The 24,379-nt window shown below is 63.2% G+C and carries 21 protein-coding genes; 11 read left to right on the forward strand and 10 right to left on the reverse strand.

Annotated features, from left to right (window positions below; genetic code table 11):
* Positions 1-202 precede the first annotated feature (202 nt).
* The 3 genes from QLG03_RS10670 to QLG03_RS10680 all read left to right on the forward strand — a co-directional run bounded on the left by QLG03_RS10670 (position 203) and on the right by QLG03_RS10680 (position 4,803).
* Positions 203-1,660 (forward strand): MFS transporter, encoded by a 1,458-nt coding sequence (locus tag QLG03_RS10670; protein ID WP_255988591.1) that lies wholly within the window; start codon positions 203-205, stop codon positions 1,658-1,660.
* A gap of 127 nt (positions 1,661-1,787) precedes the next feature.
* Positions 1,788-3,287: a GMC oxidoreductase gene (locus tag QLG03_RS10675; RefSeq protein WP_048298062.1), complete on the forward strand. Its 1,500-nt coding sequence runs from the start codon at positions 1,788-1,790 to the stop codon at positions 3,285-3,287.
* A gap of 268 nt (positions 3,288-3,555) precedes the next feature.
* Complete coding sequence (locus QLG03_RS10680) at positions 3,556-4,803, forward strand: MFS transporter (protein ID WP_032455008.1); 1,248 nt, start codon at positions 3,556-3,558, stop codon at positions 4,801-4,803.
* Positions 4,804-4,814: 11 nt separating this feature from the next.
* Here the strand turns inward: QLG03_RS10680 and QLG03_RS10685 are convergent, their stop codons facing one another.
* Entirely contained in the window at positions 4,815-5,459 is a 645-nt protein-coding gene (locus QLG03_RS10685) for a TetR/AcrR family transcriptional regulator (protein ID WP_012967405.1), read from the reverse strand.
* A gap of 202 nt (positions 5,460-5,661) precedes the next feature.
* Here QLG03_RS10685 and QLG03_RS10690 point away from each other — a divergent pair, with 202 nt between their 5' ends.
* From QLG03_RS10690 to QLG03_RS10700, 3 genes are read left to right on the forward strand one after another with little or no spacing between them, the layout of a single operon-like run.
* Entirely contained in the window at positions 5,662-6,756 is a 1,095-nt protein-coding gene (locus QLG03_RS10690) for an LLM class flavin-dependent oxidoreductase (protein ID WP_014907086.1), read from the forward strand.
* A 20-nt stretch (positions 6,757-6,776) separates the two neighbouring features.
* Positions 6,777-7,400 carry an NADPH-dependent FMN reductase gene (locus QLG03_RS10695; RefSeq protein WP_102004645.1) on the forward strand — a complete coding sequence of 208 codons (624 nt, stop codon included), beginning with the start codon at positions 6,777-6,779 and terminating at the stop codon, positions 7,398-7,400.
* Positions 7,375-9,819, forward strand: coding sequence for a glycoside hydrolase family 3 protein (locus QLG03_RS10700; protein ID WP_282473636.1), 2,445 nt, complete (start codon positions 7,375-7,377; stop codon positions 9,817-9,819). Before QLG03_RS10695 ends, QLG03_RS10700 begins: the two co-directional genes overlap by 26 nt.
* A gap of 137 nt (positions 9,820-9,956) precedes the next feature.
* Here the strand turns inward: QLG03_RS10700 and QLG03_RS10705 are convergent, their stop codons facing one another.
* The 8 genes from QLG03_RS10705 to QLG03_RS10740 all read right to left on the reverse strand — a co-directional run bounded on the left by QLG03_RS10705 (position 9,957) and on the right by QLG03_RS10740 (position 18,132).
* Entirely contained in the window at positions 9,957-11,267 is a 1,311-nt protein-coding gene (locus QLG03_RS10705) for a carbohydrate porin (protein WP_043521376.1), read from the reverse strand.
* Between the two features lie 197 nt (positions 11,268-11,464).
* The gene (locus QLG03_RS10710) at positions 11,465-12,667 is read right to left on the reverse strand and encodes an MFS transporter (protein ID WP_255988599.1); all 1,203 of its coding nucleotides are present in this window, start codon (positions 12,665-12,667) and stop codon (positions 11,465-11,467) included.
* Between the two features lie 229 nt (positions 12,668-12,896).
* Positions 12,897-13,688, reverse strand: a complete 792-nt coding sequence (locus QLG03_RS10715; protein WP_023290715.1) for a cyclase family protein — start codon at positions 13,686-13,688, stop codon at positions 12,897-12,899.
* Between the two features lie 3 nt (positions 13,689-13,691).
* Complete coding sequence (locus QLG03_RS10720; RefSeq protein WP_032454935.1) at positions 13,692-14,675, reverse strand: fumarylacetoacetate hydrolase family protein; 984 nt, start codon at positions 14,673-14,675, stop codon at positions 13,692-13,694.
* Positions 14,653-15,012, reverse strand: a complete 360-nt coding sequence (locus tag QLG03_RS10725; protein WP_049013840.1) for a Rieske 2Fe-2S domain-containing protein — start codon at positions 15,010-15,012, stop codon at positions 14,653-14,655. The genes QLG03_RS10720 and QLG03_RS10725 overlap by 23 nt, the downstream gene beginning before the upstream one ends.
* Complete coding sequence (locus QLG03_RS10730; protein ID WP_023290718.1) at positions 15,012-15,932, reverse strand: VOC family protein; 921 nt, start codon at positions 15,930-15,932, stop codon at positions 15,012-15,014. Before QLG03_RS10730 ends, QLG03_RS10725 begins: the two co-directional genes overlap by 1 nt.
* A 22-nt stretch (positions 15,933-15,954) precedes the next feature.
* The gene (locus QLG03_RS10735; RefSeq protein ID WP_023290719.1) at positions 15,955-17,112 is read right to left on the reverse strand and encodes a prolyl oligopeptidase family serine peptidase; all 1,158 of its coding nucleotides are present in this window, start codon (positions 17,110-17,112) and stop codon (positions 15,955-15,957) included.
* Between the two features lie 120 nt (positions 17,113-17,232).
* Positions 17,233-18,132, reverse strand: a complete 900-nt coding sequence (locus QLG03_RS10740; protein ID WP_023290720.1) for a LysR family transcriptional regulator — start codon at positions 18,130-18,132, stop codon at positions 17,233-17,235.
* 185 nt (positions 18,133-18,317) lie between these two features.
* Between QLG03_RS10740 and QLG03_RS10745 the strand changes: the two genes are divergently transcribed.
* Positions 18,318-19,439, forward strand: a complete 1,122-nt coding sequence (locus QLG03_RS10745; RefSeq protein WP_023290721.1) for an FAD-dependent oxidoreductase — start codon at positions 18,318-18,320, stop codon at positions 19,437-19,439.
* A gap of 204 nt (positions 19,440-19,643) precedes the next feature.
* Positions 19,644-20,267, forward strand: coding sequence for a hypothetical protein (locus QLG03_RS10750; RefSeq protein WP_032453780.1), 624 nt, complete (start codon positions 19,644-19,646; stop codon positions 20,265-20,267).
* A 194-nt stretch (positions 20,268-20,461) separates the two neighbouring features.
* Here QLG03_RS10750 and QLG03_RS10755 read toward each other — a convergent pair whose 3' ends face one another.
* Positions 20,462-21,373, reverse strand: coding sequence for a LysR family transcriptional regulator (locus QLG03_RS10755; RefSeq protein ID WP_002914199.1), 912 nt, complete (start codon positions 21,371-21,373; stop codon positions 20,462-20,464).
* A 115-nt stretch (positions 21,374-21,488) separates the two neighbouring features.
* Between QLG03_RS10755 and speB the strand changes: the two genes are divergently transcribed.
* The 3 genes from speB to QLG03_RS10770 are packed head-to-tail and all read left to right on the forward strand — an operon-like array spanning position 21,489 to position 24,377.
* Positions 21,489-22,439, forward strand: coding sequence for an agmatinase (gene speB / locus QLG03_RS10760; protein WP_004145693.1), 951 nt, complete (start codon positions 21,489-21,491; stop codon positions 22,437-22,439).
* A gap of 10 nt (positions 22,440-22,449) precedes the next feature.
* On the forward strand, positions 22,450-23,313 hold the full coding sequence (locus QLG03_RS10765; RefSeq protein ID WP_255988603.1) for a TIM barrel protein: 864 nt from the start codon (positions 22,450-22,452) through the stop codon (positions 23,311-23,313).
* Entirely contained in the window at positions 23,310-24,377 is a 1,068-nt protein-coding gene (locus QLG03_RS10770; protein WP_023290725.1) for a 2-oxoglutarate and iron-dependent oxygenase domain-containing protein, read from the forward strand. Before QLG03_RS10765 ends, QLG03_RS10770 begins: the two co-directional genes overlap by 4 nt.
* Positions 24,378-24,379: the final 2 nt, after the last annotated feature.

The following is a 24,379-nucleotide window of genomic DNA, read 5'->3' on the forward strand; positions in this document are numbered from 1 at the left end:
TGCCAGATCAAAACAAACAAAATTAGAATAAGAATTCTTATTCTGTTTCGGAGCGGCAGTGTGACGCCTTCCCTTCTGGCTTCGCGATCAACAGCAGGATCTGACGCGGCATAACCAGAATGAGTGCTCTAATTCTAATCTCTGATTGCTATAAATTGTCAACATTATTTAACAAGTTTTTAACCAAATCTGAAGGTATATCATGCTCAATAACGCTTCGGCGGCCGCGGTTCAGGCGCCTCCCTATACCAGCGAGCGGCAGCGCACGCTGGCCACGCTGGTGGTTTCGATAGCGCTGGTACTGGAGATCATCGACGTCTCGATCATTAATGTCGCCATCCCGGTGGTACAGCGGGATCTGCTCGCCAGCCCGCGGCAAATTGAATGGGTGGTCACCGGCTACCTGTTCTTTTTCTCCATTCTGCTGCTCACCGGCGGTCGGCTCGGCGATCTGTATGGCTACCGGCGGCTGTTTATCAGCGGCCTGCTGGCGTTTGGCGCTGCGTCGGCCGGCTGCGGGCTGGCCGCCAGCCCGGAGATGCTGGTGGCGATGCGTATTGCGCAGGGGGCCTGCGGGGCGATGATGGGCCCGCAAATCCTCTCCCTGATGCAGGTTCTGTATCGCCCGCACGAACGTTTCCGGGTGATGAGTATTTTCGGCCTGCTCGGCGGCGCCGCCGGGATCCTCGGCCCGGTGCTCGGCGGGATCATCATCGAAAGCAATCTGTTCGGCCTCAGCTGGCGGCCGATCTTTTTGATCAACGTGCCGGTGATCGTCGTCGCCGTGATACTGGCCTGGCGGGCGCTGCCGGCGGTGCGCAGCCCAGCGGCCAAAGGTATCGATCCGCTGGGTACCCTGCTGGCGGTGGTGGGCGGCGGCGCGCTGCTGCTCACCCTGATCGAAGGCCCCGCCCTGCGCTGGCCGCTATGGATGGCGCTGCCGCCGCTGCTGTCGCTCATCACGGTGGCCCTCCTCTGGCGTCATCTGCTGGGCCGTGAACGCCGGGGCGGCACGCTGTTGTTACCCCCCGCGGTGCTGCGCGACCGCTTCTTTCGCGCCGGGATCGTCATCACCCTGCTCTATCAGCTGACCACCGCCTCGCTGCTGCTGGCCACCGCGCTGGTGCTGCAGAGCGGGCTGGGCTTCAGCCCGTTCCATACCGCCCTGCTGCACATCCCCTTCGCCCTCGGGGCGATGTTTTCCATCGCCGTCGCCGGCCGCCGGCTATCGCCTCGTCTTGGGCGTAACGTGACGCTGGTCGGGGTGGCCGTGCAGATGAGCGGCCTGCTGCTGATGGGCTACGGGATCGCCGCGGCGCCGGGGACGCTGCCGCTGACCGCGCTGGGTCTCGGGTTCGGCCTGTGCGGCTGTGGGATGGGGCTTATCTCCGCCCCGCTGCCGGCCTTTGCCATGGCGGCGATCCCGGTGGCCCACGCCGGCGCGGCGTCGGGATTATTTCGCACCGGCCAGCAGTTCGGCGCCGCCCTCGGCATGGCGACCCTTGGCGGTTTCTATCTGGCGCAAAGCGCCTCCGCACCGGACGCCTGGCGCGGGGCATTTATCACCCTGCTGACCCTCGGCGCCCTGATCCTGCTGGCGATTGCCGCCCTCAGCCGCCTGCTGCCCGTCTCGGTGCTTCCCCCGCCAGGGAAGCCATGACCTATCGCGTCCGGCAATGGCTGCTATCATGAGGAACCATTTATCAGGACGCACAAAGCTGTAGTACCTATTTTCTGTACACCTGCAACGGGCATGCGCCCGGAGAACAACAAAGGCAAGGACTGATATGGATGAGAACATCGATGTACTGATTATTGGCAGCGGCCCGGTAGGCGCCGCTTTCGCGCGGCGGATTGCCGACCGCCGCGCCGCGCGGATCCTGGTGGTGGAAGCCGGCGAAGCGCTGACGCCCGCCACCGGGGTTAATATCCGCAACCTGGCGCCAGCGCAGCGGGAAACGGCCTACGACCGCGCCCGGGCGTTTCCGCTGGCCGCCCTGCCGGAAAATCTGCCGGCAGACGCCCTGCAGGCGCGGCCCGGCACCCACCTTCTCGACCCGGCGGCGCCCCACAGCGGCATGCCGGCCGCCGCGCTCTCCACTAACCTCGGCGGCATGGGCGTCCACTGGACCTGCGCCTGTCCGCGCCCGGGCGGCAGCGAAGTCATTCCCTTTCTCGATCCCCGGGAGATGGCCGACGCCTGGGAGTCGGCAGAGCATTATCTGCAGGTGACCCGCGAAGGATTTCCGGCCACCGCCATCGGCCGGCAAATCGTCGATGCCCTTAATCAGCACTTCGCCAGCGACCGTCCGCCGGCGCGGCTGGCGCAGCCTATGCCGCTGGCCTGCGCCGCGACGCCGGAGGGCAAGCCGCGCTGGTCCGGCGTCGACGCGGTGCTCGGCGAGCTGGCGGAGGAAGAGACCCGCCGCCAGCGCGGGGTGGAGATCCGCACCGCCACCCTGTGCACGCGGATCCTCAGCGAGGACGGCGTCGCCCGCGGGGCGGAGCTGCGCGATCTGCGTACCGGCGAACAGTATGTGGTGACGGCCAAAGCGGTAGTGGTCGCCGCCGATGCGCTGCGTACGCCGCAGCTGCTGTACGCCTCGGGCATCCGTCCGCGGGCGCTGGGGCGCTGGCTCAACGATCAGCCGCAGGTGATCGCCCTGATTGAAGTGGACGCCCCGCCGGCCGCCGTCGCGCCGACCTCCCCGGTGCGCGACGGAAGGGACAATGTCTCCGGCGTCACCTGGCTGCCGTTCCATGAGCCCGATTTTCCGTTCCACGGTCAACTGATGCAGATGGATACTTCGCCGATCGCCTTTGCCCAGCCGTCGGGTACCCCGGCGAAGCCGGTGGTGGGCCTGGGGCTGTTCCTCGCCAAGGAGCTGCGCGAGGAGGATAGGATCGTCTTCAGTGATGAAACCGACGCCGTAGGGCTGCCGAAAATGCAGCTGAACTATCAGTTAACCGACGGCGATCGCCGCCGTTTACAGCAGGCGGTGGCAGTGACTGAACGCGTCGGCGCCGCGCTGGGCCGCGTGGCGCCCGGCGGGGAGGCCATGATCCTGCCGGCGGGCACCTCGCTGCATTACCAGGGAACCTGTCGCCTGGGAGAAGCGAACGACGGCAACAGCGTGGCCGACCGCCGCTCGCGGGTCTGGGGTTTTCACAATCTGTACGTCGGCGGCAACGGGGCGATCCCCACCTCAACCGCCTGCAACCCGACGCTGACCAGCGTCGCGCTGGCGATCCTCGCCGCTGACGATATCGTGGCGCGGCTGCTGTAGCGCCTCTGGCTCACCGGGGCACAAGCGGCCCCGCTCCCCGCGAAAGGCGACACCGGTCGCCTTTTTATTGCCGCAATAACCATACAAAACCAATGGTATTTTTGTTTGTGATGGATCACATACGTAATCACAATTTTTCCCCGCGCCGTTCCTGCTCCTACTCTTAAATCCGCGGCTATTCCCGCCGCCACCTGTATCCCTGACCTGCATACTAAAAAACCGCGCCGCCGCCAACGACAGGCGACCCGCGCGATAAAAGGAGAACGTCGTGAGCCATAGTCTGAATCCGCCCCACGCGCCGCAAGCCGGCGCGATCCAGGGCATCATCATCGCCCTGACCGCCTTTCTGCCCATCCTGGCGATCGTTTCCCTGGCGCCGGCGGTCCCGACGCTGATCCAGCACTTCGCCGGCGTGCCTTATGTCGAAACCCTGGTGCCGCTGATGCTCACCGCGCCCGGTCTGGTGATCGCCATCGCCGGGCCCTGCACCGGCTGGCTGGCGGATAAATTTGGCCGCCGCAAACTGCTGCTCAGCGCCACGCTGCTGTATGGCATCTGCGGCACAATGCCGCTGTACATCACCTCCCTGACCGGCATCTTTTGCAGCCGCCTCGGCGTCGGGCTGGCGGAGGCGGTGGTATTGACCATCGCCAACACCATGCTGATCGATTACTTTGACGACAAACAGCGCCGCTTCTGGCTGACGGTGCAGGGGGTGATTGGCCCGGCGCTGGCGGTGCTGGTGCTGGCCAGCTCCGGCTATCTGACCGCCCTGCGCTGGAACGGCGCCTTTATGATCTACTTTGTCGCCATCCTGCTGTTTCTGGCAATGTACTTCTGGATGTTCGAACCCGCTCAGGCGGCCCGTCCGCAGTACGCCGCCCAGGCGGCGCAGCATAATCCGTTTCCGTGGCCGCGAGTGATCGCCCTCAGCGTGCTCACCTTTGTCTGCGCCATCATTTATTACGTGTACACCATCAACGGCGCCAACGCCTTTCATACCCTGCAAAACGCCAGCCCGCAGCGTATCGGCCTGATTATGTCGCTGGTCAGCCTCGCCGTGCCGGTCGGTTCGCTGCTGTTCGGTCTGGTCTCCCGCCGCTATACGCCGGAGCGCGTGCTCGCCATCATGCTCTGCCTGATGGGGATCGGAATGCTGGTGGTGGGCGAATCGCGAACGCTGATCGCCATGGGGATCGGCTCCGCCATCCAGCAGCTGGGTGCCGGCATGGCGATTAATGCGATGATTTACTGGGTAGGATCGTTGATTCCGCCCGCCTACTGCGGCCGGGCGATGGGCGCCTGGTCCGGGGCCTTCTTCGCGGGCATGTTCGTCAGCCCGATTATCGTCGGCGCGATCCGCCTGCGGGCCGGGAACGATGTGCTGAGCGCCTTCCTGACGCTCGGCATCGCGGCGCTGGTGCTGGCCGCCGCGATATTTCTTTATACCTTCTCCCGCCATAGCCAGCGCCTGCGTCAGCACAAGCAGGCCAGCGCCTGGCAGTTAGCGAAGTAAAATCCCGCGGCTTAGCCGGCCTCGACGGGGGTAACCAGATAGCTCAGACACATCATGCCCAGATGGCGTTTGAGCTGTTCCCAGTCGCCCTCGCCGGCGGCTTCTGCCGCCGACCCCAGGCCGAGGAAGCGCGCCAGCGCGGCATACGAAACCGTAAAGCAGAAGCGGGCGGCCTGCTCTGGCTCCGGGTGGCGGATCTCCGCCGCGGCGTCGAGCAGCTGGTCGATAAAGGTCTGCTCATTTTTCTGGTAAGCGGCTTTACCAATCCCCGCCACGCGCTCATCATCCGCCCGCGCCATAAACGGCCGCAGGATCCCGGCATGGCGACGCAGATACTCCGCCTGGACATCCATCAGCGCCGGAAGCCGCTGGCGCAGCGGCAGATTGCGCGCGTGCAGCTGCTGGATCAGCTGCTGCCATTCGGCGTCCAGCTCCTGCATCACCTCCATCATGACGGCGATAAACAGATCTTCTTTGCCGCCGAAGCGGGCATAGATCGAGCCGACAGAAACGCCCGAGCGTTTACTGATTTCAGCAATGGTCAGCAGCTCAAAGGTGCCTTCATGCAGGATTTCACGGCTGGCGGCCATCAGCCGCTCCAGCGCCACCCGGCTCCGGTCCTGTTTCGGCTGGCGCATCGCGGGAAGATCGGTCATCGCAGTTCTCACCTCTTTATCCATAGAAAACCCCCGCAGTGTATTGCAGTTAGCGACCACGCTGCAAATTGCCCACCCGACTCCCCCGTCGGCGATGTGGCAAAAGTGTGATGGCGGTCATTTTCATTCTTTGATAAACAACTAGAATCATAATTCTAGTTCTATTTAATAATAACAACCACCACACAACCCAGGAGTTGCTATGCGTTTCTCTGTTTTCCTCGTCGGCCGTTCCACCGCCCCCGAGCAGGATCGTTTTGTCATGCAGTCGCTGATCGATCATGCGCGCCAGGCCGAAGATCGCGGCTTCGATGCGGTCTTTATGCCAGACCATCACTTCACCGGCTATGCGCCGATGTCCAGCGATCCGTTTGTCTTCGCCGCTTACCTGGCCGGCCAGCTGAAAAAGATCCACTTCGGCATGTCGGTGACCACCGTCCCGCTGCACCACCCGGTGCGCTTCGCCGAGCGCGTTAACCTGCTGGATCAACTCACCGAAGGCCGCCTGCTGGTGGGCATCGGCAGCGGCACCACGCCGGAAGAGATGATCGGCTTTGGCGTGAACTACAAGGACGCCTCCAGCCTGCTGCAGGAGAACCTCGATCTGGTCCAGCGGCTGTGGGAGAAAAATATTGAAGACGATCCGATCATTTTCGAAACCGGCCACTATAAGGGCGCGGTAGTCCAGCGCATCGTTCCTGCCCCCTGGCAAAAACCGTTCAACCGCATTATGCCGGTGGCGCTGCGTGAAACCAGCATGCAGCGCGCCGCCGATAACGGCTGGCCGGCCTTTATTCCCGCGTTTACTCCGCCGATCCCGGCCAGCAACGATCCGTTTGGCCAGCTGACCCACTATTTCACCCGCTACCGCGATGCCCTGCTTAACGCCGGCCATAGCGACGAGGTGGTGAACCACTGCCTCTCGTGGACCACCCACACCTGGCAGTGCGTCCATATTGCCCCCACCGACGAGCAGGCCCGCGAAGAGATGCTGCAGATCATGGGCTGGTACCAGCAGGCCATCGACCGGGAATATGAGTACAACAAGCGGGCGGAAGAGTTCAGCGGCGTTACGCTGCACCGCCATCCGGACTGTTTCAGCGAAGAGTGGATCAAAACCTGGTGCCTGTACGGCAGCCCGGAGACCGTCGCCGAGGAGCTGGAACGCCATCAGCAGCTGGGCATCGGCAACGTGCTGCTCGGCTTCACCAACGGCCCGCTGACCGAGGAGCGCCTGCGCCTGAGCCAGCAGTCGATCTCGTTGTTTGCGGACCAGATCCTGCCGCGCTTTCGCTAATCCGACCGGGAGATCCTGCTATGAATAAACCTGCTTTCTCACGCCCGCCGCTGCTGATCGGCATCGGCGGCACCACCCGCCCGGGCTCCAGCACCGAGCGCGCCCTCGCCGCCGCGCTGGCCCACGCCCGCACGCTCGGCGCGCAGACCCAACTGTTCGGCGGCGCTGAACTGGCGGCCCTGCCGCCGTTTAACCCGGAAGTCACCACCCGCACGCCGCAGGAAACGGCGTTTGTCGACGCCGTGCGCCAGGCCGACGGCATTCTGCTGGCCTCGCCGGGCTACCACGGCGGGGTGTCTGGCCTGGTGAAGAACGCCATCGACCTGCTGGAAGATTTGCGCGGCGACAGCCGGGTCTATCTTGATGGCCGGGCGGTGGGCTGCATCGTCACCGCCGCCGGCTGGCAGGGTTGCAACACTACCCTCGGCGCCATGCGCGGGATCGTTCACGCCCTGCGCGGCTGGCCGACTCCGCTGGGGGTGACCCTCAACACCGCCGGCGTGTCGCTGTTCGACAGCGAGGGCCGCTGCACCGACGACGCGGTCCAGCGCGCGCTGGCCACCGTAGCCGAACAAGCGCTGGCCTTCGCCCCCGCCGCCCCCTTACGGAGACATGCCCATGCCTGCGCTCAGTCTGTCGCTTAGCGTTGCCGAAAAAGCGCGGCTCACCGCCGGGATGGGGATGTGGTCCACCCACCCTATCCCCCACTCCACGCTGGGTTCAGTCACCCTGTCCGACGGCCCGATGGGGATCACCGGCGGCCGGGTTGACGAGCGGGATATTGCCCTGCTCAGCCCCTGCGGGCTGGCGCTTGGCGCCAGCTGGGACCGCCTGCTGGTCAGCCGGGTTGGCGGCGTCATCGGCGAGGAGGCGCTGCGCACCGGAACGCAGGCGCTGCTGGCGCCTAACCTGAACCTGTTGCGCAGCCCCCTTGCCGGCCGCGCGTTTGAGCTTTTCGGCGAAGACCCGCGGCATATCGCCGAGCTCGGCGCGGCGTGGATCGACGGCGTCCAGCGCCAGGGGGTAGGCTGCATCGTCAAGCATATGGTCTGCAACGATTCGGAAACCGATCGGCGGACCATGAACGTGGTTGTCGATGAAGCCACCCTGCGCGAAGTCTATTTCTGGCCGTTCGAAGTGGCGGCCAGCCGCGGCGTCTGGGGCATGCTGACCGCCTATAACCGAGTGAACGGGATCTATTGCGCCGAGCAGCATCAGGCCATCAGCCAGTGGCTGAAGCGCGATCTCGGCTGGGACGGGCTGGTGATGTCCGACTGGTTCGGCACCCAGAACGGCCCGGCCAGCTTCCGCGCCGGGCTGGATCTGGAGATGCCGGGCCCGGCCCGCCATATGGGCGAGCGCCTGCTGCCCGCGCTGATGGACACCGACAGCGACGCCCGGCGGCTGGACGATGCCGCCGTCCGGCTGGCGCGGCTGGCCGAACGGGTCAGCCATCCCCTGCCCTGGGATGGCTCTGCCGCCGCCGAGGCGCAGCGGCGTCACACCCTCGAAGAGGCGGCGGCGGCGGGGTTTGTCCTGCTGCACAATCGCCAGCGGCTGCTGCCCCTCGCCGCGCAGGCGGGACAGCGGCTGGCGGTGATTGGCCCCAACGCCACGACGCCCTGCTTCCAGGGCGGGACCTTTGCCAGAGTGGCGCTGATGCCGGGGCTGATCTCTCCTCTGGAGGCCATTCACCAGCGCTTTTCCGCCGCAGGGGTCGAAATAAGCTATGCCCAGGGGGTGGAGAGCGATTACCGCATCCCGCCTCTGCATCATCTGCCGCTGCGCACCGCCGCCGGCGAGCGCGGCCTGGACGTTGCCTACGCCACCGCCGACGGGGGCGTGGTTCATCAGGAGGTACGCGACGCCTCCTCGCTGATCTGGTTCCGCGATATGCCGGGCGTCGGCGACATGCTGCGCCTGACCGAACGCGCCACCGTGACGGTAAGCTGCCAGTTCACCGCGCCGGTGAGCGGCCGCTACGGCTTCTGGATCGGCGGCACCGGGGAGATCGCCCTGCAGCTGAACGGCGAGCGTATGGCGACCTTTAACGGCGAGGCGCTGGAGGGGGATATCATGGGCAAGCTGATGCAAGCCCCGCATACCCGTCTCGACTTCCCGCTGCAGGCGGGGGAAACCCTGACCTTCCGGGCCGAGATGGCGCTGGGCAGCAGTATCGGCCACGGCATCTGGTTCGGCTGCCAGCCCCCGCAAACCATCGACCTGCTGCAGCAGGCGGTCGACCATGCCCGGGCGGCCGACAGCGTGGTGCTGGTGATCGGCGAAACGGCCGATGCCGGTCTGGAGAGCATCGACCGGGACGCTACCGCGCTGCCGGCGGATCAGGTCGCCCTGATCCGCGCCGTCTGCGCGGCGAATCCGCGGACGGTGGTGGTGCTCAACGTCGCCCATCCGGTGGATACCGGGTGTCTCGCCGACGCGGCGGCGGTCATGGTCGTCTGGTATCCGGGCCAGGAGTTTGGCCCGGCGCTGGCCTCGGTGCTGGCCGGGGATCGTGAGCCTGGCGGTCGCCTGCCGGTGACCTTCGCCCAGCGTCTGGACGACTATCCGGTGCGCAGCCTGACGCCGGACGCCGCAGGGGACCTCTGGTACCACGAGCGCCAGCAGGTGGGCTATCGCTGGTTTAACGCCCGCGAACGCCCCGCCGCCTGGTCCTTTGGTCACGGTCTGGGGTATGCCGATATCACCCTGAGCGCCGCCGCGCTGACAGGCGACGAGGTGGATGCTATGCAGCTGCGCTGCCGGCTGGAAAACCGCGCCGCCCGCGCCGGAAAAGCAGTGGTCCAGCTCTACCTGCGGGGGCCGGAGACGGCCTGGTCGGCGCTGGCGGAGTTTGCGGCGGTCAGCGTCCCGGCGCACGAGGAAGCCTCCCTGACCCTTGCCCTGCCGCGTCACGCGCTGCAGCGCTGGCAGGTGCCAGCCCAGGAATGGCGCCTGGCCAGCGGCCCCTGGCAGCTGGCGGTGGGTTTCGCCAGCGACGATATCCGGGCAACCTTCGATTTCGTGCTGACTCCCGACGGGAAAATCAGCCACCGGGGCTAAGCCCGGATCGATGTCAAAGAGGGTCGGCAACGTGCCGGCCCTCTTTTTTTATTCCTGCGCCAGCCGATTCGCGTAAAAAAAAACCGCCCGGCGGCAGCGTACCAGCGGGCGGGGTTAAAAGCCTGAGACGATCGGTGTCAGAAGTTCCAGTACATCGAGGACTGCCAGAGGACCGCCGACTCATGCTTCGGCACCAGCGTCGGGTTATCCTGCCAGGTGATACCGTTGATCCAGTAAATACCTTTCGTCACGCGCAGGGCGTGCGACAGGGAGATGGCGTTGATGCTCTGCGGCGCTTCCATCCCCGCCTCGCCGACATAATCGCGGAACTTCTTACTGATAAAGGAGCGGGTGTAGCCCAGCGAGGTCATATCCTGCTCGCGGCCAGGAAACAGGCCGATGTCAAAGAAGGTCACCTGGAAGTCGCTGGTGTAAGCATTGCGATCGTCCGGCGCGTAGTCCGCTTTCACATCGAGATACAGCCCCAGCGGAAGCCCTTTTTTCGGCTGGGTCAGCTGCATGGTGTTGGCGACGTAGAACGCATAGTTACTACTGCTGTCGCCGGGCTGGTCAAAATACTGGTAGTGCGAGGTGTTATAGATAGCCCCGGCGCGGAACCACAGCGATCGCTGCGACTCGCCCGCCGCCTGCTTAAAGCCAAACTCATTCACCAGGATCGGGTTGGCGCCATCGACGTGCCATTTCAGCCCCGAGGGGTTCTGCTCCACGTCGTCGAGATGTCCGGCAGGCGACATACTGCGGCTGACGGCAAAGTTGTTATAGAACTTCTTATCGCTGTCGCGGACGATGGCGGTGAAGGTCGGCGTCGGCGCGTTGAGGCTGATCCCCACCTGCACCGGGATCACGCTGGTCGGCCCCAGCGCGGCTGACGAGGAGTTCCCCCCCAGCACCATGCCGTAAAACTGACGAATTAACGGATAAAAACCATACTGCAGTTCCAGCTGGCCGTTTAATAAGGGCTGGTTCACCGCCAGCACCGCAATATTATGCAGTTCCGGATAGCTATCATGATAATTCGAGGTCGCCCACTGGGGAGAAAAAGTAAATTGCGCGTCTTTGCTAAAACCAATTCGGCTTAAATCGTAGGTGACGTTCAGCGACATATTTTGCGACCAGGTAAAATTCTGCCCGGCATATTGTTGCGGGTCGGCGGACTGGCCTTTCAGATCGTACATCACCATCGGGTTCCAGCTTAACTGGACGCCCCACCCGCGGTCGGCCAGCGCGCTGCGAAAGCCGCCAATATCGCCGATGAGCGATTCGCAGGTCGACGGAGGGCTGACGACCTGCGCGGAGCGGGTATTCAGTTTATCCAGTTGCTCACAGGTCCAGGTATCGGCCAGCGCGGTGCTGGAGAATATCGCCAGCGTCAGCGCCGAAAGTGGAAACACTATTTTCTTACTTACGTCGGTACAGCAGAGACTCATAATAAACCCTCATTTTTATTTTTTGCAGGTAAGATGCGCCATATCGTGAAAAATAAATTAGTCACAATACGTTTATTTACAGGGATTAATTAGGCTGAAAGTTAACGCTAAATAAGGTGTACGCTTTTTCTAAATAATGGCCTCCCCTTCCCGCCGGAAGACCGGCGGGCGTGTGGTAATTATGTCGTCAGGTGAAATTAACGAGCCAGCGCGCGGCGGCCCCCCATCCGGGCGCTGGCGATACCCGTCGCGCCGGCGATAGCCAGCGTCAGCAGCGCAAACAGCAGCAGGCTGTCCTGCATACTGCCGGTCATGCCGTTCAGCAAGGTCATCAGAACCGGGCTGATGAACATGCCGAGGAAAAAGAAGGTGTGCCAGATGCCGATCCCCGTCGCCCGGTGCGGCGCCGGCAGGGCTTCCAACATCCAGGCCAGCATCAGAGGGATCAGCATTCCGTTACCAACCTGCGCGACGAACGCTGCCGCCACGCCGGCCAGCGGATTGTGGGCCACGGCGATAAACAGCAGACCGAGGCCAAAAATGGCGTAAAAAAGGAAAAACTGCCTGTCGACACGCTGCCTGCCGCTGCGGCCATACAGCCAGGCGCCCAGCGGCACGCCAATGCCCGCAACGGCGGTGGCGATGCCGATCTGGCTGCTGGAGGTCAGCCCGAGCTGACTGAACACCTGGCTTATCTGCAGCGGCTCGAGAAAGTAGAGGATCGCGCTGGCGAGGGTAATCAGGCCGATCGTCGCCATTTTGCGCCGTGGAAAAGCGACAGGCTCCTCGTCAGCGACGCTGTCCGCGCGACGGCGAGTCGCCGGCTCAGCGGTGAACAGACACAGGCCGATAAAGACCGGGATCGCCAGCGCATACAGGTAGATCGGGCCATACCAGCCCAGGGTGCCCAGCAGGCCAGCGCCCAGCACGATCAGCGTCGACAGTATCGAACCGATGCCGCTCTGCACCGCCAGCCATTTGCTGCGCGCCTCGCCGGCAAAGTAGTCGCCAATCAGCGCATTGGCGGTGGTAAGAATAAAGGCGTCGGCGATGCCCATCACCAGTCGCGCCAGCAGAATGGCATACAGATCGTCGAGCATCACCGGCAGCAGGCCAAACCCCGCGTACAGAGCGGTGGCGGCAATCAGCAGGCGACGACGGCTCAGGCGATCGCCCACCCTCCCCGCCAGCGGAGCCAGCAGCGCCATGCTCACCGCCGGAATGGTGATGATCATCGGCACCAGCAGCTGGGCGTGCGGCTGCGCGGCAAAATGGCCGAACAGGAGCGGCATCACCGGCAGCATGGTCAAGGTCCCCATGATCGGCAACAGGGCCGCCAACATCAGTAAAATCGCCTGTACGGCCCCCGCCTCGCGCGGGGTTGCTGAAACCTTGTGCATCACCATCTTCCGCTCTCCGTCACTGCTCTTTATTTAGAATATGAATTACAGTTCTATTTTTTATCGATAAAGAAAGGCGCTCTGTCGCCCCGGTATCCTGGCTGAACACGCCGCAGCGAACTCAGCACACATACCGTTCTACCCTACCGGATGCAGGTGGCATGGACTGCGATTGCTATCACAATTAACACAATGCATTCACATTAAATTAACATAACCATCGACTCCTTCAGGCGTCGACAATCGCCACCGCGCGGATAAAACCGGCCGAGCCGCGGCGGATCTTGTAGGGAAAACAGCTCACCCAGAAGCCGTGGTCGGGAAGCTGCTCCAGGTTGCTCAACTTCTCCATTTGCCCATAGGCGATCTCCCTGCCGGCTTTATGTCCTTCCCAGATCAGCCCGGCGTCGCCGCTGGCCTGAAAGCGTTCGCGGGTAAAGTGGAAGGGCGCATCCCAGCTCCAGGCGTCGGTGCCGACCACCCGTACCCCCTGCTCCAGCAGCCACAGCGTTGCCGCCCGGCCAATGCCGCAGCCGCGCTGCAGATAATCCGGCTGGCCGTAGCGGGCGCCGGCGGCGGTATTGATTAACACGATATCCAGCGGCGACAGGCGATAATCGATCCGCGCCAGCTCGCGCTGCAGATCCTCCGGCTGGAGGATCGCCCCGTCGGCGACATGGCGAAAATCCAGCCGGACGCCGGGGCGCAGGCACCACTCCAGCGGCAGCTCATCGATGCCAAACGCCGGTTCGCCGCCGTTGGTGGTTGAGCTGTAGTGCCAGGGAGCATCCATATGGGTGCCATTGTGCGGCGTCACGGTCAGACGCTCCGAGGCCCAGGCCTCCTCTCCCGGCATCTGCGTTTTTTCCAGTCCCGGAAACATCGCCGCCATTTCCGGCCATCCCTGCTGATGATCCTGATACTCAATGTTCGGCAGCAGCGGCGGCGGGTCGGTCCAGGGATTGTTATCCAGGGTGACGGAGAGGTCGATCAGCCGACGCCCCTGTAAAAGATTGATCATGGTTTACTCCGTTAACATCACAACATGTTGATCCAGCACGCCAAACAGCGGCCGGCCATCAGGGGCGTGGGCTTCCATCGTCACCCGCTCCCCCGGGGACAAAAACGGCGTGCGCGGCTCGCCGAAGGCCAGCATCTCTATGGCCCGCACCTCGGCGATACAGCTGGCGCCGCGGCTGGCGTCCGGCCCGGACACCGTGCCGGAACCCACCACCGTCCCGGCGCGCAGGCGGCGGGTCTGCGCCGCATGGGCAATCAGTTCGCCAAAATGGAAATGCATCTCGCTGCCCGACTGGCAGCCAAACGGCTCGCCATTGCGGGTCACCTGCAGCGTCAGCGCCGCCCGCCCGTGCTGCCAGGCCTCGCCCAGTTCATCCGGGGTAAGGGCCACCGGCGCAAAGGCCGAGGCGGGTTTGGCGTGAATAAAACCAAACCCGGTCTGCATCTCGCGCGGCGCCAGCGCCCGCAGACTGATATCGTTGAGCAAGACGATCAGGCGGATACAGCTCAGCGCCTGCTGCGGCGAGCACCCCTGGGGTACCTCGTCCACCACCACCGCGAACTCGCCCTCAAAGTCGAGACCGTCCTCGACCCGGCGGCAGACTATCCCGGCGTGGGGGGCAAGAAAGTCGTCCCCGCTGCCCTGATACATCAGCGGCGTCTGGTCGGCGCCGGCAATCGGCGGCAGATGAAAGGCCCGCTGCATGCGCTCGCCATGGCTGAGGAAGGCCGAGCCGTCCAGCCACTGCCAGGCGCGGGGCAGCGGCGCCAGCAGGCGCCGGGGATCATAGGGCTGCGCCGCCGGGTAGCGGCGCGCATTGAGCGCCTGATAGCGCGCCTGCAGCGCAGGCCAGACCCGCGCGGCCTGCTCCAGCGCCTGCTGAAGCGTCGGTGCGATATCCGCCGCATCGGCCATCAGCGTCAAATCGCCCGAGACCACCACCAGGCAGCCGTCGCGTTCACCGTTATCTCGTGTTGCCAGTTTCATAACCTGCCTCCTCCAGCAGACAGAGCCAGCCGTCGGCGTCCACCTCGCCAGCCAGCGGACTCAGACGTTGGCCTACGCAGGCGCCCTGCACGCAGAGGCCGCTGTCCGGCATAAAAATCGCCCCGTGGGCGAAGCAGACCAGCCGGTCGCCCCGGGCGTTGAAAAAAGCGTCCTGCCGCCAGTTCATCGGGGTATCCAGATGCGGACAGCGGTTACGCCACAGATAGAGCATTCCCTGATAGCGGCAGGCAATCACCGTCGCCTGCCCGCTGCCCGTAGGGTCAAATCCCCGCGCCTGGCCCTCGGCCAGGCTGTCGGCACGGCACAGGCGAACCATCAGCGGGCGTTATCCGGACCGGGGGCCCACTTCTCGCGATACCCCAGCAGGAAATATTGCGAGTTATCGGCTCCCGGCAGCGCTTCGCGCGGCTGCCAGTGGTCATCGTGCTGATCCATATCGGCGTCGTATTCGATGTGACACCCGAGCGGGCTGTTGAAGTACCAGAACCAGTTCGATCCCAGCTGATGGCGCCCCGGCCCCCAGAAGGTCTGATACCCCTTCTGCTGAAAGCGGCTGCCGGCCATCATCAGCTCGGTGGGGCCGCCGAGATGAAAGGTAAAGTGTTCAATACCGGTCATAAACGGCGGGGCCTGGATCAGAAACAGGGTATGGTGATCCTGGGTGCCGGCGGGCCGCAGGAAGGGGCCGACGTGGGTGAAGCGATCGGTACAGACAAAGCCCAGCCGTTGATAGAAGGCTTCCGCGCGCGCGGCGTCCGGCACAAAATAGACCACATGGGAGAGCGAGCGCGGCTCTGCCGCCATGTCAGCGCTGGCCCCGGTCTGGTTGACCGGCCGCCCGGCGCGATCCCCCGGGGCGTTGATTTTCTCCCCTTCCCGCTGCAGCGGCTGACGCTGGCTGACGCGAAACCCGAGGGCAAAGCCGGCATCATCGACGCAGCGCAGCACGCCGTCGGCGCCGAGCTTCACCTCGCGATCGCGGCGCAGCGTCTCGGCGATTGCCTCAAGGGTGGCGCTATCCGCCACGCCATAGACGGTTTCCCGCAGCTGGCTGCCGCTGGGCAGCGCCGCGGGCAGCGACGGATCGTCACGCTCCCGCAGCAGCACCCCGGTGCCATCCAGCGCGCTAAAGAAACCGTTCTCCTGCTCGCGTAAACCGTAGTCGAGAAGAAACTGTCGGCAGCCCGTCAGGTCATCGACGCCAAATACCAGATAATCCGGACCAAGAATATTCATCGCGGTTGTTCCTTATGCGTGTTCAGGCCACCCGGCCGCCGAGGGCTTCCGCCACCCAGTCAGCGATGTAGTGCCCGGCGTTAATCGAGTTGTCGAAGCTGGAGTGCTGCACACCGCCCTCGCGGTCAGTAAAAATTTTCAGCTCGCGGCGCGGACTGTTCACCAACTGGTCGTAGGTGCGCTGCGCCCATTTAACCGGGATCTGCGAGTCCTTTTCACCATGGGTGACGAGGAAAGGCACCCGTATGCGGTCGAGAATGCCGTCGAGATGGACGTTCTCCGCGATGCGCATAAAAGCGTCGATATCCTCGCCCCCCCACACCCAGCGCACATGCTGCCAGTAGTGCGGTACCGGAAAATCGCCTTCGCGTTCGCGGCGGCGCTGCTGTACCTCCCGCCAGTCGTGATTGGCGCCCCACACCACGCCGCAGGCGAAGCGCGGCTCAAACGCCACCGCCCGCGGGCAGTAATAGCCGCCCAGCGAGACCCCTTCCATGCCGATGCGCCCGGCATCCACCTCCGGGTGCTGTTCCAGCCAGTCAACGATCCGGCTGGCCCAGTGCTCGCTGTCATAGCGGGCCTGCATGCCGTGAAGACGCAGCGCTTCGCCGGTTCCCGGCTGGTCGACCACCAGCGAGGAGACCCCGCGCCGCGCCAGCCACTGCGGCAGCCCCACCAGATATTTCATCTCTTTGGTGGAGTCGAGACCGTTGACCTGCACCAGCAGCGGCGCGCGGCCGGTCGCCCCTTCGGCGCGGACGTAAAGCGCCGACAGGGTTTTGCCCTCGTAGGGAATAGTCACCCGCTGACAGTTGGCATGGGTATGGTGCAGCCCGGCGGCAAAGACATCGAGAAAGCGGCGGTACAGCGCATCGCGGTCCGGCGCGCCATGCGCCTGCAGGCGCTCGCAGGTCAGGTAATAGTTGGCCGCCCGAAGATATTTCTCTCCTGCCGACAGCCGCCGCCCCCGCGCCTCATCTTCGCCGGCCAGCGCGCATAATTTATCGGCCATGCGGGACCAGGTTTCCCGGAACGCGCGGGTGCCTTCGGCGTCGGGATGCTCGGACGCGGCCAATAGCGGCGCGCACATCTCTTCGATCTCACCGATGCGGGCGCCCATCTCGATGGAGAGATCCACCGACAGGTTCCAGACATAGTTTTTAGGGAAATAGCGAAACATAGGGTCATCCTTCAACATTCAGTCGCAATCGCTGTAGCGCAGGCACTGTCACATAAAGCACCTGCGGGCGACCAATCATGTCTCAGGATGTCAGGTATCGACGGGAGCAATACCAGTGGGTTAGCGTGCGCTGGCGACGATTTTCGCTTTCAGCCAGCCGAAGATAGGATCGTTATCCAGCGAGCGGTGCCAGCCAATAAATTCGCGCATGACCGGCAGCGTCACCGGGACCGGGAAAAGACGCAGCGGCAGCATCGCCGCGTACTGCTCCGCCAGCCGCCGGTGCAGCGTGGCGATCCGCGAGGTGCCGATCAGCAGCTGCGGAACGCAGTGGTAGCTGTGGGTCACCACCTCGATACGGCGGCTCAGCCCCGACTCGGCAAACAGATTGCCCTCCAGCCCCGGCTGCCGCTCGCGGCCAAAGACCACCGACACGTGCCCCAGCTGTTGCCAGGCTTCAAGGGTCAGCGCCTCGCCGGTGTGGGGATTGTCCGCCCAGGCCAGGCAGACAAACTCTTCGTCAAACAGCGCTTCGGCGGGATGGTCGGCGGCCATAAAACGCTCCGGCGCCACGATGATATCCAGCTCGCCGCGGTTGAGCATGCCGGTGGACTGGGCGTCCGGCGAGAAAAACTCAAAGGTCATATTCGGCGCCTGCAGGTGTACCGCCTGCAGCGCATCCTTCAGCATCACGTTGATAACGTAATCCGAGGCCATAATGCGGAAATGGCGCTTACTGGTTGCCGGCTCATCCACCGGCCGGCGGGCAATGGAGGTCTGAATTTTCATCAGCACGTCGCGGACCGGCTCCCGCAGCTCTTCCGCCAGCGGCGTGGGCCGCATCTTTCTGCCCACCTGGGTGAGCAGATCGTCCTCAAAGTAGGTGCGTAGCCGGTTGAGCACCCCGCTGGTGGCAGACTGGGTCATATGCAACCGGCCCGCGGCGCGGGTGATGTTCTGTTCATCGAGTAACACATCCAGTGCCACCAGTAAGTTCAGATCAAGATGTTGGTAACGCATGGGTCCCCCGGCGAGAAATGGCGTGCTTATCCTGTGGCTTAATTTAACTTTTCTGCAACTTTTTGTTTTCAATTTCCACGGCGATATCGTTTTTTGCGATAGCGATCATTCTTTATCGCGATTAGTCAGCGCGCCGCTGGCCTGGTTAACGTCCTCTACTCTGTACCCTGGAGAAAACAGCTACGATGAACATCAATAACGTATTAATCGTTGGCGGCGGCATCGGCGGTCTGTGCACCGCCATCGCCCTCCGCCAGGCCGGCGTCGCCGTCGACGTGGTGGAGATCCAGCCGCAGTGGCGGGTCTACGGCGTCGGTATCATTCAGCAGAACAATGTCGTGCGGGAAATGCAGCGGCTTGGGGTGCTGGAACGCTATCTGGACGCCGCCTGGCCGTTTGACAGCGTCTCAGTGCACACCCTGAGCGGCCACCAGCTGGCCAGCTTTCCCGGCCAGCGGCTGGCGGGTGAACAGTTCCCGGCTAACGTCGGCATCTCCCGCCTGGCCCTGCACAACGTCCTCTGTTCCACCGCCCGGGAGCTGGGGGTCCGACTGACCACTGGCGAGAGTATTGACGCCTTTCGTCAGGTTGACGATGCCGTGGAGGTGAGCTTCAGCCGCGGCGGCCAGGGGCGCTACGATCTGCTGGTAGGCGCCGACGGGATCTACTCCCGGGTGCGCGGCATGCTGTATGGCGAGCGCTATCGTCCCCGCTTTACCGGTCAGGGCGTTTGGCGCTACAACTTTCCGCGTCCGCCGGAGGTGGACCATCTGATGTGCTTTATGGGCGAGAGCTGCAACTGCGGGCTGGTGCCGCTGGGGGAAGATCTGATGTATCTGTTTATCACCTCCCACGAAGCGGATAACCCCCGCTACGCCCGCGACCAGCTGGCGGCAGAGATGCGCCGCCGTCTGCCGCCCGGCGCGGGGTTACCGGGGAGCCTGCGGGAGCATATCGTTAACAACGACGAGGTCGTCTATAAGCCGCTGGAGGAGCTGTTCGTCGACGATCCCTGGTATCAGGGACGAGTCGTTCTGGTGGGCGACGCGGTTCACGCTACCACCCCGCACCTCGGTCAGGGGGCGGGCATGGCGATTGAGGATGCCATCGTGCTGCGCGAAGCGCTGCAGCAGACCGACAGCGTCGCAGCCGCGCTGGCGCATTTTGACGCCCGCCGCCGGCCGCGCTGTCAGCAGATCTGGGCCGCCTCGCTGCAGGTGGGCGAGAGCGAGATCCACCGCGATCGCCATTTTGACCGCCAGCGGGCGATCGGCGATATGATGACCCTGACGGCGAGACCGATATAAACGCCGCCCCCTCCGCCGGCCAGGCCGGCGGAGTATTCTCTTGTTCATTAGTCGACACGACCGCCCTCTCCCCTCTTTCACCAGACGCTCACCTTTCGCCATGGAAAATATACCGGCGTGCCTCGTGATATTTGACACCCCTCCATCATGATGGCTAAGGTATATTTCAGCCCGCCCCGTTATCATGGAAAGGAAAATACGGAGATGAATATTATTCCGACTGAGATCTTAAAATATGCTATCGCTATTATCCCGCTGATTATTCAAATTTTTGCCGTGCGTTCTGGCTGGGTATTCCCTAAAGATAAAATATTCACCTCGCGCAAAAACATCAGTGAGTTCGCCGCTGCGCTGCATAAAAACAGCGACGATCCCGATCTGCAACGGATCGCGTACGAATATGGTATCGCCGCGCTGACCAAAGATAAAAACCTGACCATGGAGCAAAGAAAAATACTGTTGAAATGCAAAAATCCGGTCAGCGATATTGATAATTACAGCAAATGCCAGCATTTAATTTCCGTCAATAATGAAAAGCGGATATTCAAATGGAAAAAGCCGGGCTATCGCTTCTGGCTCTATCGCAAATGCGTCGAAGTCATCAGTCTGGCGCTCTATTTTATTGGCGGCTTCTTAACGGCTTTGCCTTTCCTGTATGAAGGCCTCGCCAGCCCGGCGGTGATTGAGCGGATTAATCATTTATCCCGTCTGCAAAAATTCTGTATGGCAAGTTATCTGTTCGCCTGCGGGGTTTGTCTGGCGCTGATCTGCCTGCATAAACTCTCCACCCTCTCGATCGCGGAAAAAACCATCAAAGCGAATCGCTAACCCGCCCACCGCCCGGCGACCTGTCCACATCAGCGGCCCCTAACCCTGTGGATAACCTGGAGGCAGTTGCCCGGCAGCCCCAGCACAAGCGGGCTACCGGCCGCCGTTCGTTTTTTGAACAGGAAAACACCCCCGCCGGACCGCGCGCTGAGCGCGAACCCCGCCACCACGGCGGAGGGAAGCGTCCGCCCCGCTTAATAATTCCACTTCGGCCGCGCCACCGTGTTTTTCTTCAGCAGATCGCGGAACGCTTTCAGATAGGGTTCATTACTGCGCCCGCGCTTACAGATGGCCGAGAACGGCGACTGAAAGCCAAACTCGTTGGGCAACAGCACCCGCAGGCGGTTCTCTTTGATCCACGGCCAGGCGTAATGCTCCGGCAGATAGCCAATATATTTCCCCGAGAGGATCAGCAGCAGCTGGGCGTCGACGGTCTCAACGGTGGCGCTGCCTTTGCTGAAGCCCCGGCGGCGGAGATCGCTGGTGTTCCAGTAGCTGCGGGTCACCAGCGGACACTGGCTGATCTGCTCTTTATCGAGCTGGCGGCTGAAGAACATCGGGTGCAGATCGCTGCAATAGAGCCAGTGCTGCTCGCGGTACAGCGGCTCGCTGATGATGTTATGCACCTGCGAGTTGTAGCTGCCGATGGCCAGGTCGATATGGTTGTTCAGCACCCCGTTCAGTTGCTCCGCCGGGGTGCGAATAATCAGTTTGATATGCACATGGGGAAATTTGTCGCTGAAGCTGCGCAAGACCACCGGCAGCGAGAGTGCCGTTTCGGTCTCGATGGAGTCGAGCGTCGAAATGCACAGGGTGCCGCTGTGCTCCCCTTTGAGCAGGGCCGACTGCCGCTCCAGCTCATTGAGTTCGCTCAGCACGCGGATCGCCTGCTGTAAAAACTGCTGTCCTTTTTCCGTTAAGGAAAAGCCGCCGCGCCCGCGCTGACAGAGGGTGAAGCCGAGCTGCCCCTCCAGTTGCGACATCGCATTGCTGATGGCGGAGACCGAAATGCCCAGCTCCTGCTGGGCCCGGCTGTAGCTCTCCAGGCGGGCCACCGCCTCGAAAACCTGCAGCTGACGAATATTGAGGCTGGCGTCGTGATGCATCGTATTTAGTTCACCAATAAATGAACTGAGTATTTACGCCAGACGATGTAAAGTCCAGCGCGGGTTGCGCACTATCTCTCCTGTTACGTTTCATCCGTCAGATTCAGGAGCAGACATGGATAACCTCTTTCACCAACCGCAGGGTGGCAATGAGATGCCACGCTTCGCCGGCCGCGCCACGATGATGCGCCTGCCGTTTATCGAAGATTTACAGGGACTTGATGCGGCATTTGTCGGCATTCCGCTGGATATCGGCACCTCGCAGCGCTCAGGCACGCGCTACGGACCGCGCTATATTCGCGCCGAATCGGTGATGATCCGTCCGTACAATATGGCGACCGGCGCCGCGCCGTTCGACTCGCTGTCGGTAGCCGACATCGGCGATGTGCCGATCAATACCTACAGTTTGCTCAAATCGGTGCAAATTATTGAAGATTACTACACCGGTTTGAATAGTTATCCGCTGATCCCCCTCACCCTCGGCGGGGACCACACCATTACCCTGCCCATCCTGCGGGCGCTGACCAAAAAACATGGGCCGGTGGGGCTCATCCACGTCGACGCCCATACCGACACCAATGATGAGATGTTCGGTGAGAAAATCGCCCACGGCACCACCTTCCGCCGCGCCGTTGAGGAGGGACTACTCGACCTCAAGCGGGTGGTGCAGATTGGCCAGCGCGCCCAGGGCTATGCCGCCGGGGACTTCCAGTGGGGCGTCGACCAGGGCTTTCGCCTGGTGCAGGCGGAGCAGTGCTGGCATACCTCGCTGGCGCCGCTGATGGCCGAAGTCCGCCAGCAGATGGGCGACGGGCCGGTGTATCTCAGCTTTGATATCGACAGCCTCGATCCTATCTGGGCCCCGGGAACCGGGACGCCGGAAGTCGGCGGCCTGACCTCCATTCAGGCGCTGGAGATCGTCCGCGGCTGCCGCGGCCTGAACCTGATTGGCGCCGATCTGGTTGAAGTCTCGCCCCCCTATGACGTGAGCGGTAATACCTCCCAGCTGGCGGCCAACCTGCTGTACGAGATGCTCTGCGTCCTGCCCGGCGTGAAGTACGCCTGAGGAAGCCGCCATGGAGCTGAAATGCTTTCGCACCCTCTGGGGAGTGACGACCGCCTGGCCGCAAACGCTGGATGAACTGCAGCGCGTCGGCTGCTGCGGTATCGAAGCCCGCGTCCCGTTAACGGCGGAGGAGCGGCGGCAGCTCGCCGACCGCCTGCAGGCGTCGGGGCTGGAGTATATCGCCATTCTCTTCAGCGGCGGCGGGGTGCTCCCCGCTCAGCATGAAACGCCGGAGCAGCATCTGGCGCGCCTGCGGATCCGCTTCGCCGAGGCTAGCGGCCTTAACCCGCGCTTTGTCAATCTGCTGGCGGGCAATGATCGCTGGCCGCTGGCGCAGCAGGTCGATTTTCTCGGCAAGGCGCACGAGCTGGCCGCCGGGTTTGGGTTGACCTGCAGCTTTGAAACCCATCGCGCCACCTCGCTGTACAGCCCGTGGCTCACCCTGGAGATCATTCAGCAGCTCCCCCAGCTGCGCTTTACCGCCGACATCAGCCACTGGGTGGTGGTCAGCGAGCGCCTGCTGGATGACCCCTGCGATGACTTCAGCGCCTTTATCGACCGCGTGCATCACGTGCAGGCCCGGGTGGGCTACGACCAGGGGCCGCAGGTGCCGCACCCGGCGGCGCCGGAGTATCAGCCGGCGCTGGCCTTTGCCGAGCGCTTCTGGGAGCAAATCTGGCATTCGCAGCGCCGGCACGGCTACCCGCAGACCACCCTGACGCCGGAGTTTGGCGCCGACGGCTATCTGCACCATCTGCCGTTCACCAACGTTCCGGTGGCCGACCTCTGGTCGCTCAACGCCTGGATGGCCGCGCGCCAGCAGGCCCACTTTCAGCAGTTTTTAACGCTCACTGAACAGGAACCGCAGCCATGACCGCCGTGAAGCACGCTTTTACTGAACTCCCGACCATCGATATCCGCGATCTGGCCGGCGACGATCTCGCCAGGCGCCAGGCGGTGGCCGACGCCATCGGCCGCGCGGCGCGCGAGGTGGGCTTTTTCTACATCACCGGCCACGGCATCGACCCGGCGCTGATCGCCGGCGTCCGCGAGGCGGCGAAGCAGATCTTCGCCCTGCCGATGGCGGAGAAGATGAACTATTACATCGGCCGCTCCAAAAGCCATAAGGGCTACGTCCCGGAAGGAGAAGAGATCTACGGCGCCGGCAAGCCGGACCATAAAGAGGCCTTCGATATTGGCTTCCAGGCGGCGGACGACCATCCGCTGGTGCTCGCCGGTACGCCGCTGATCGGCGCCAACGAGTGGCCCGACCTGCCGGATTTCCGCGCGCGGGTGCTGGCCTACTACGACGCGGTCTTCGCCCTCGGCCACCGCCTGTTCGACGCTTTCGCCCTCGCGCTCGGTCTGCCGGAAGGGTATTTCAAACCGATGGTGACCTGCCCGCCGGCCAAGCTGCGGCTCATCCATTACCCGTTCGACGCCAGCGTCGAAGATGTTCCCGGAATTGGTGCACACACCGACTATGAGTGCTTCACCCTGCTGCTCGCCGACCAGCCCGGGCTTGAAGTCCTCAATGAAGAAAGCGTGTGGATCGACGCGCCTCCCGTCACGAACGCCGCCGGAGAAGAGGCGTTCGTGATCAATATCGGCGACATGCTGGAAGTGCTCAGCGCTGGCACATTTGTTGCTACAGCCCACCGGGTGCGCAAAGTGCCGCAGGAGCGGTACTCCTTCCCGCTGTTTTTCGCCTGCGATTACCACACGCTGATCCGCCCGCTGCCGACCTTTCTCGCCGCCGGCGAAGCCAGCGAATATCAGGAGCTGAGCATCGGCGAGCATATGTGGAGCCAGGCGCTGCAAACCTATCGCTATCTGCGCGAGAAGGTCAATCGCGGCGAGCTCCAGCTGCCGGCGCGCGCGCGCGGCACCCATACCTTTGGCCATCTGAAAAAACAGGCACAGCAAAAAAAACCCTAACC

Origin of the sequence: Klebsiella sp. V115_8 (genome assembly GCF_029967715.1) — a bacterium.
Classification (GTDB): Bacteria; Pseudomonadota; Gammaproteobacteria; order Enterobacterales; family Enterobacteriaceae; genus Klebsiella; species Klebsiella quasipneumoniae.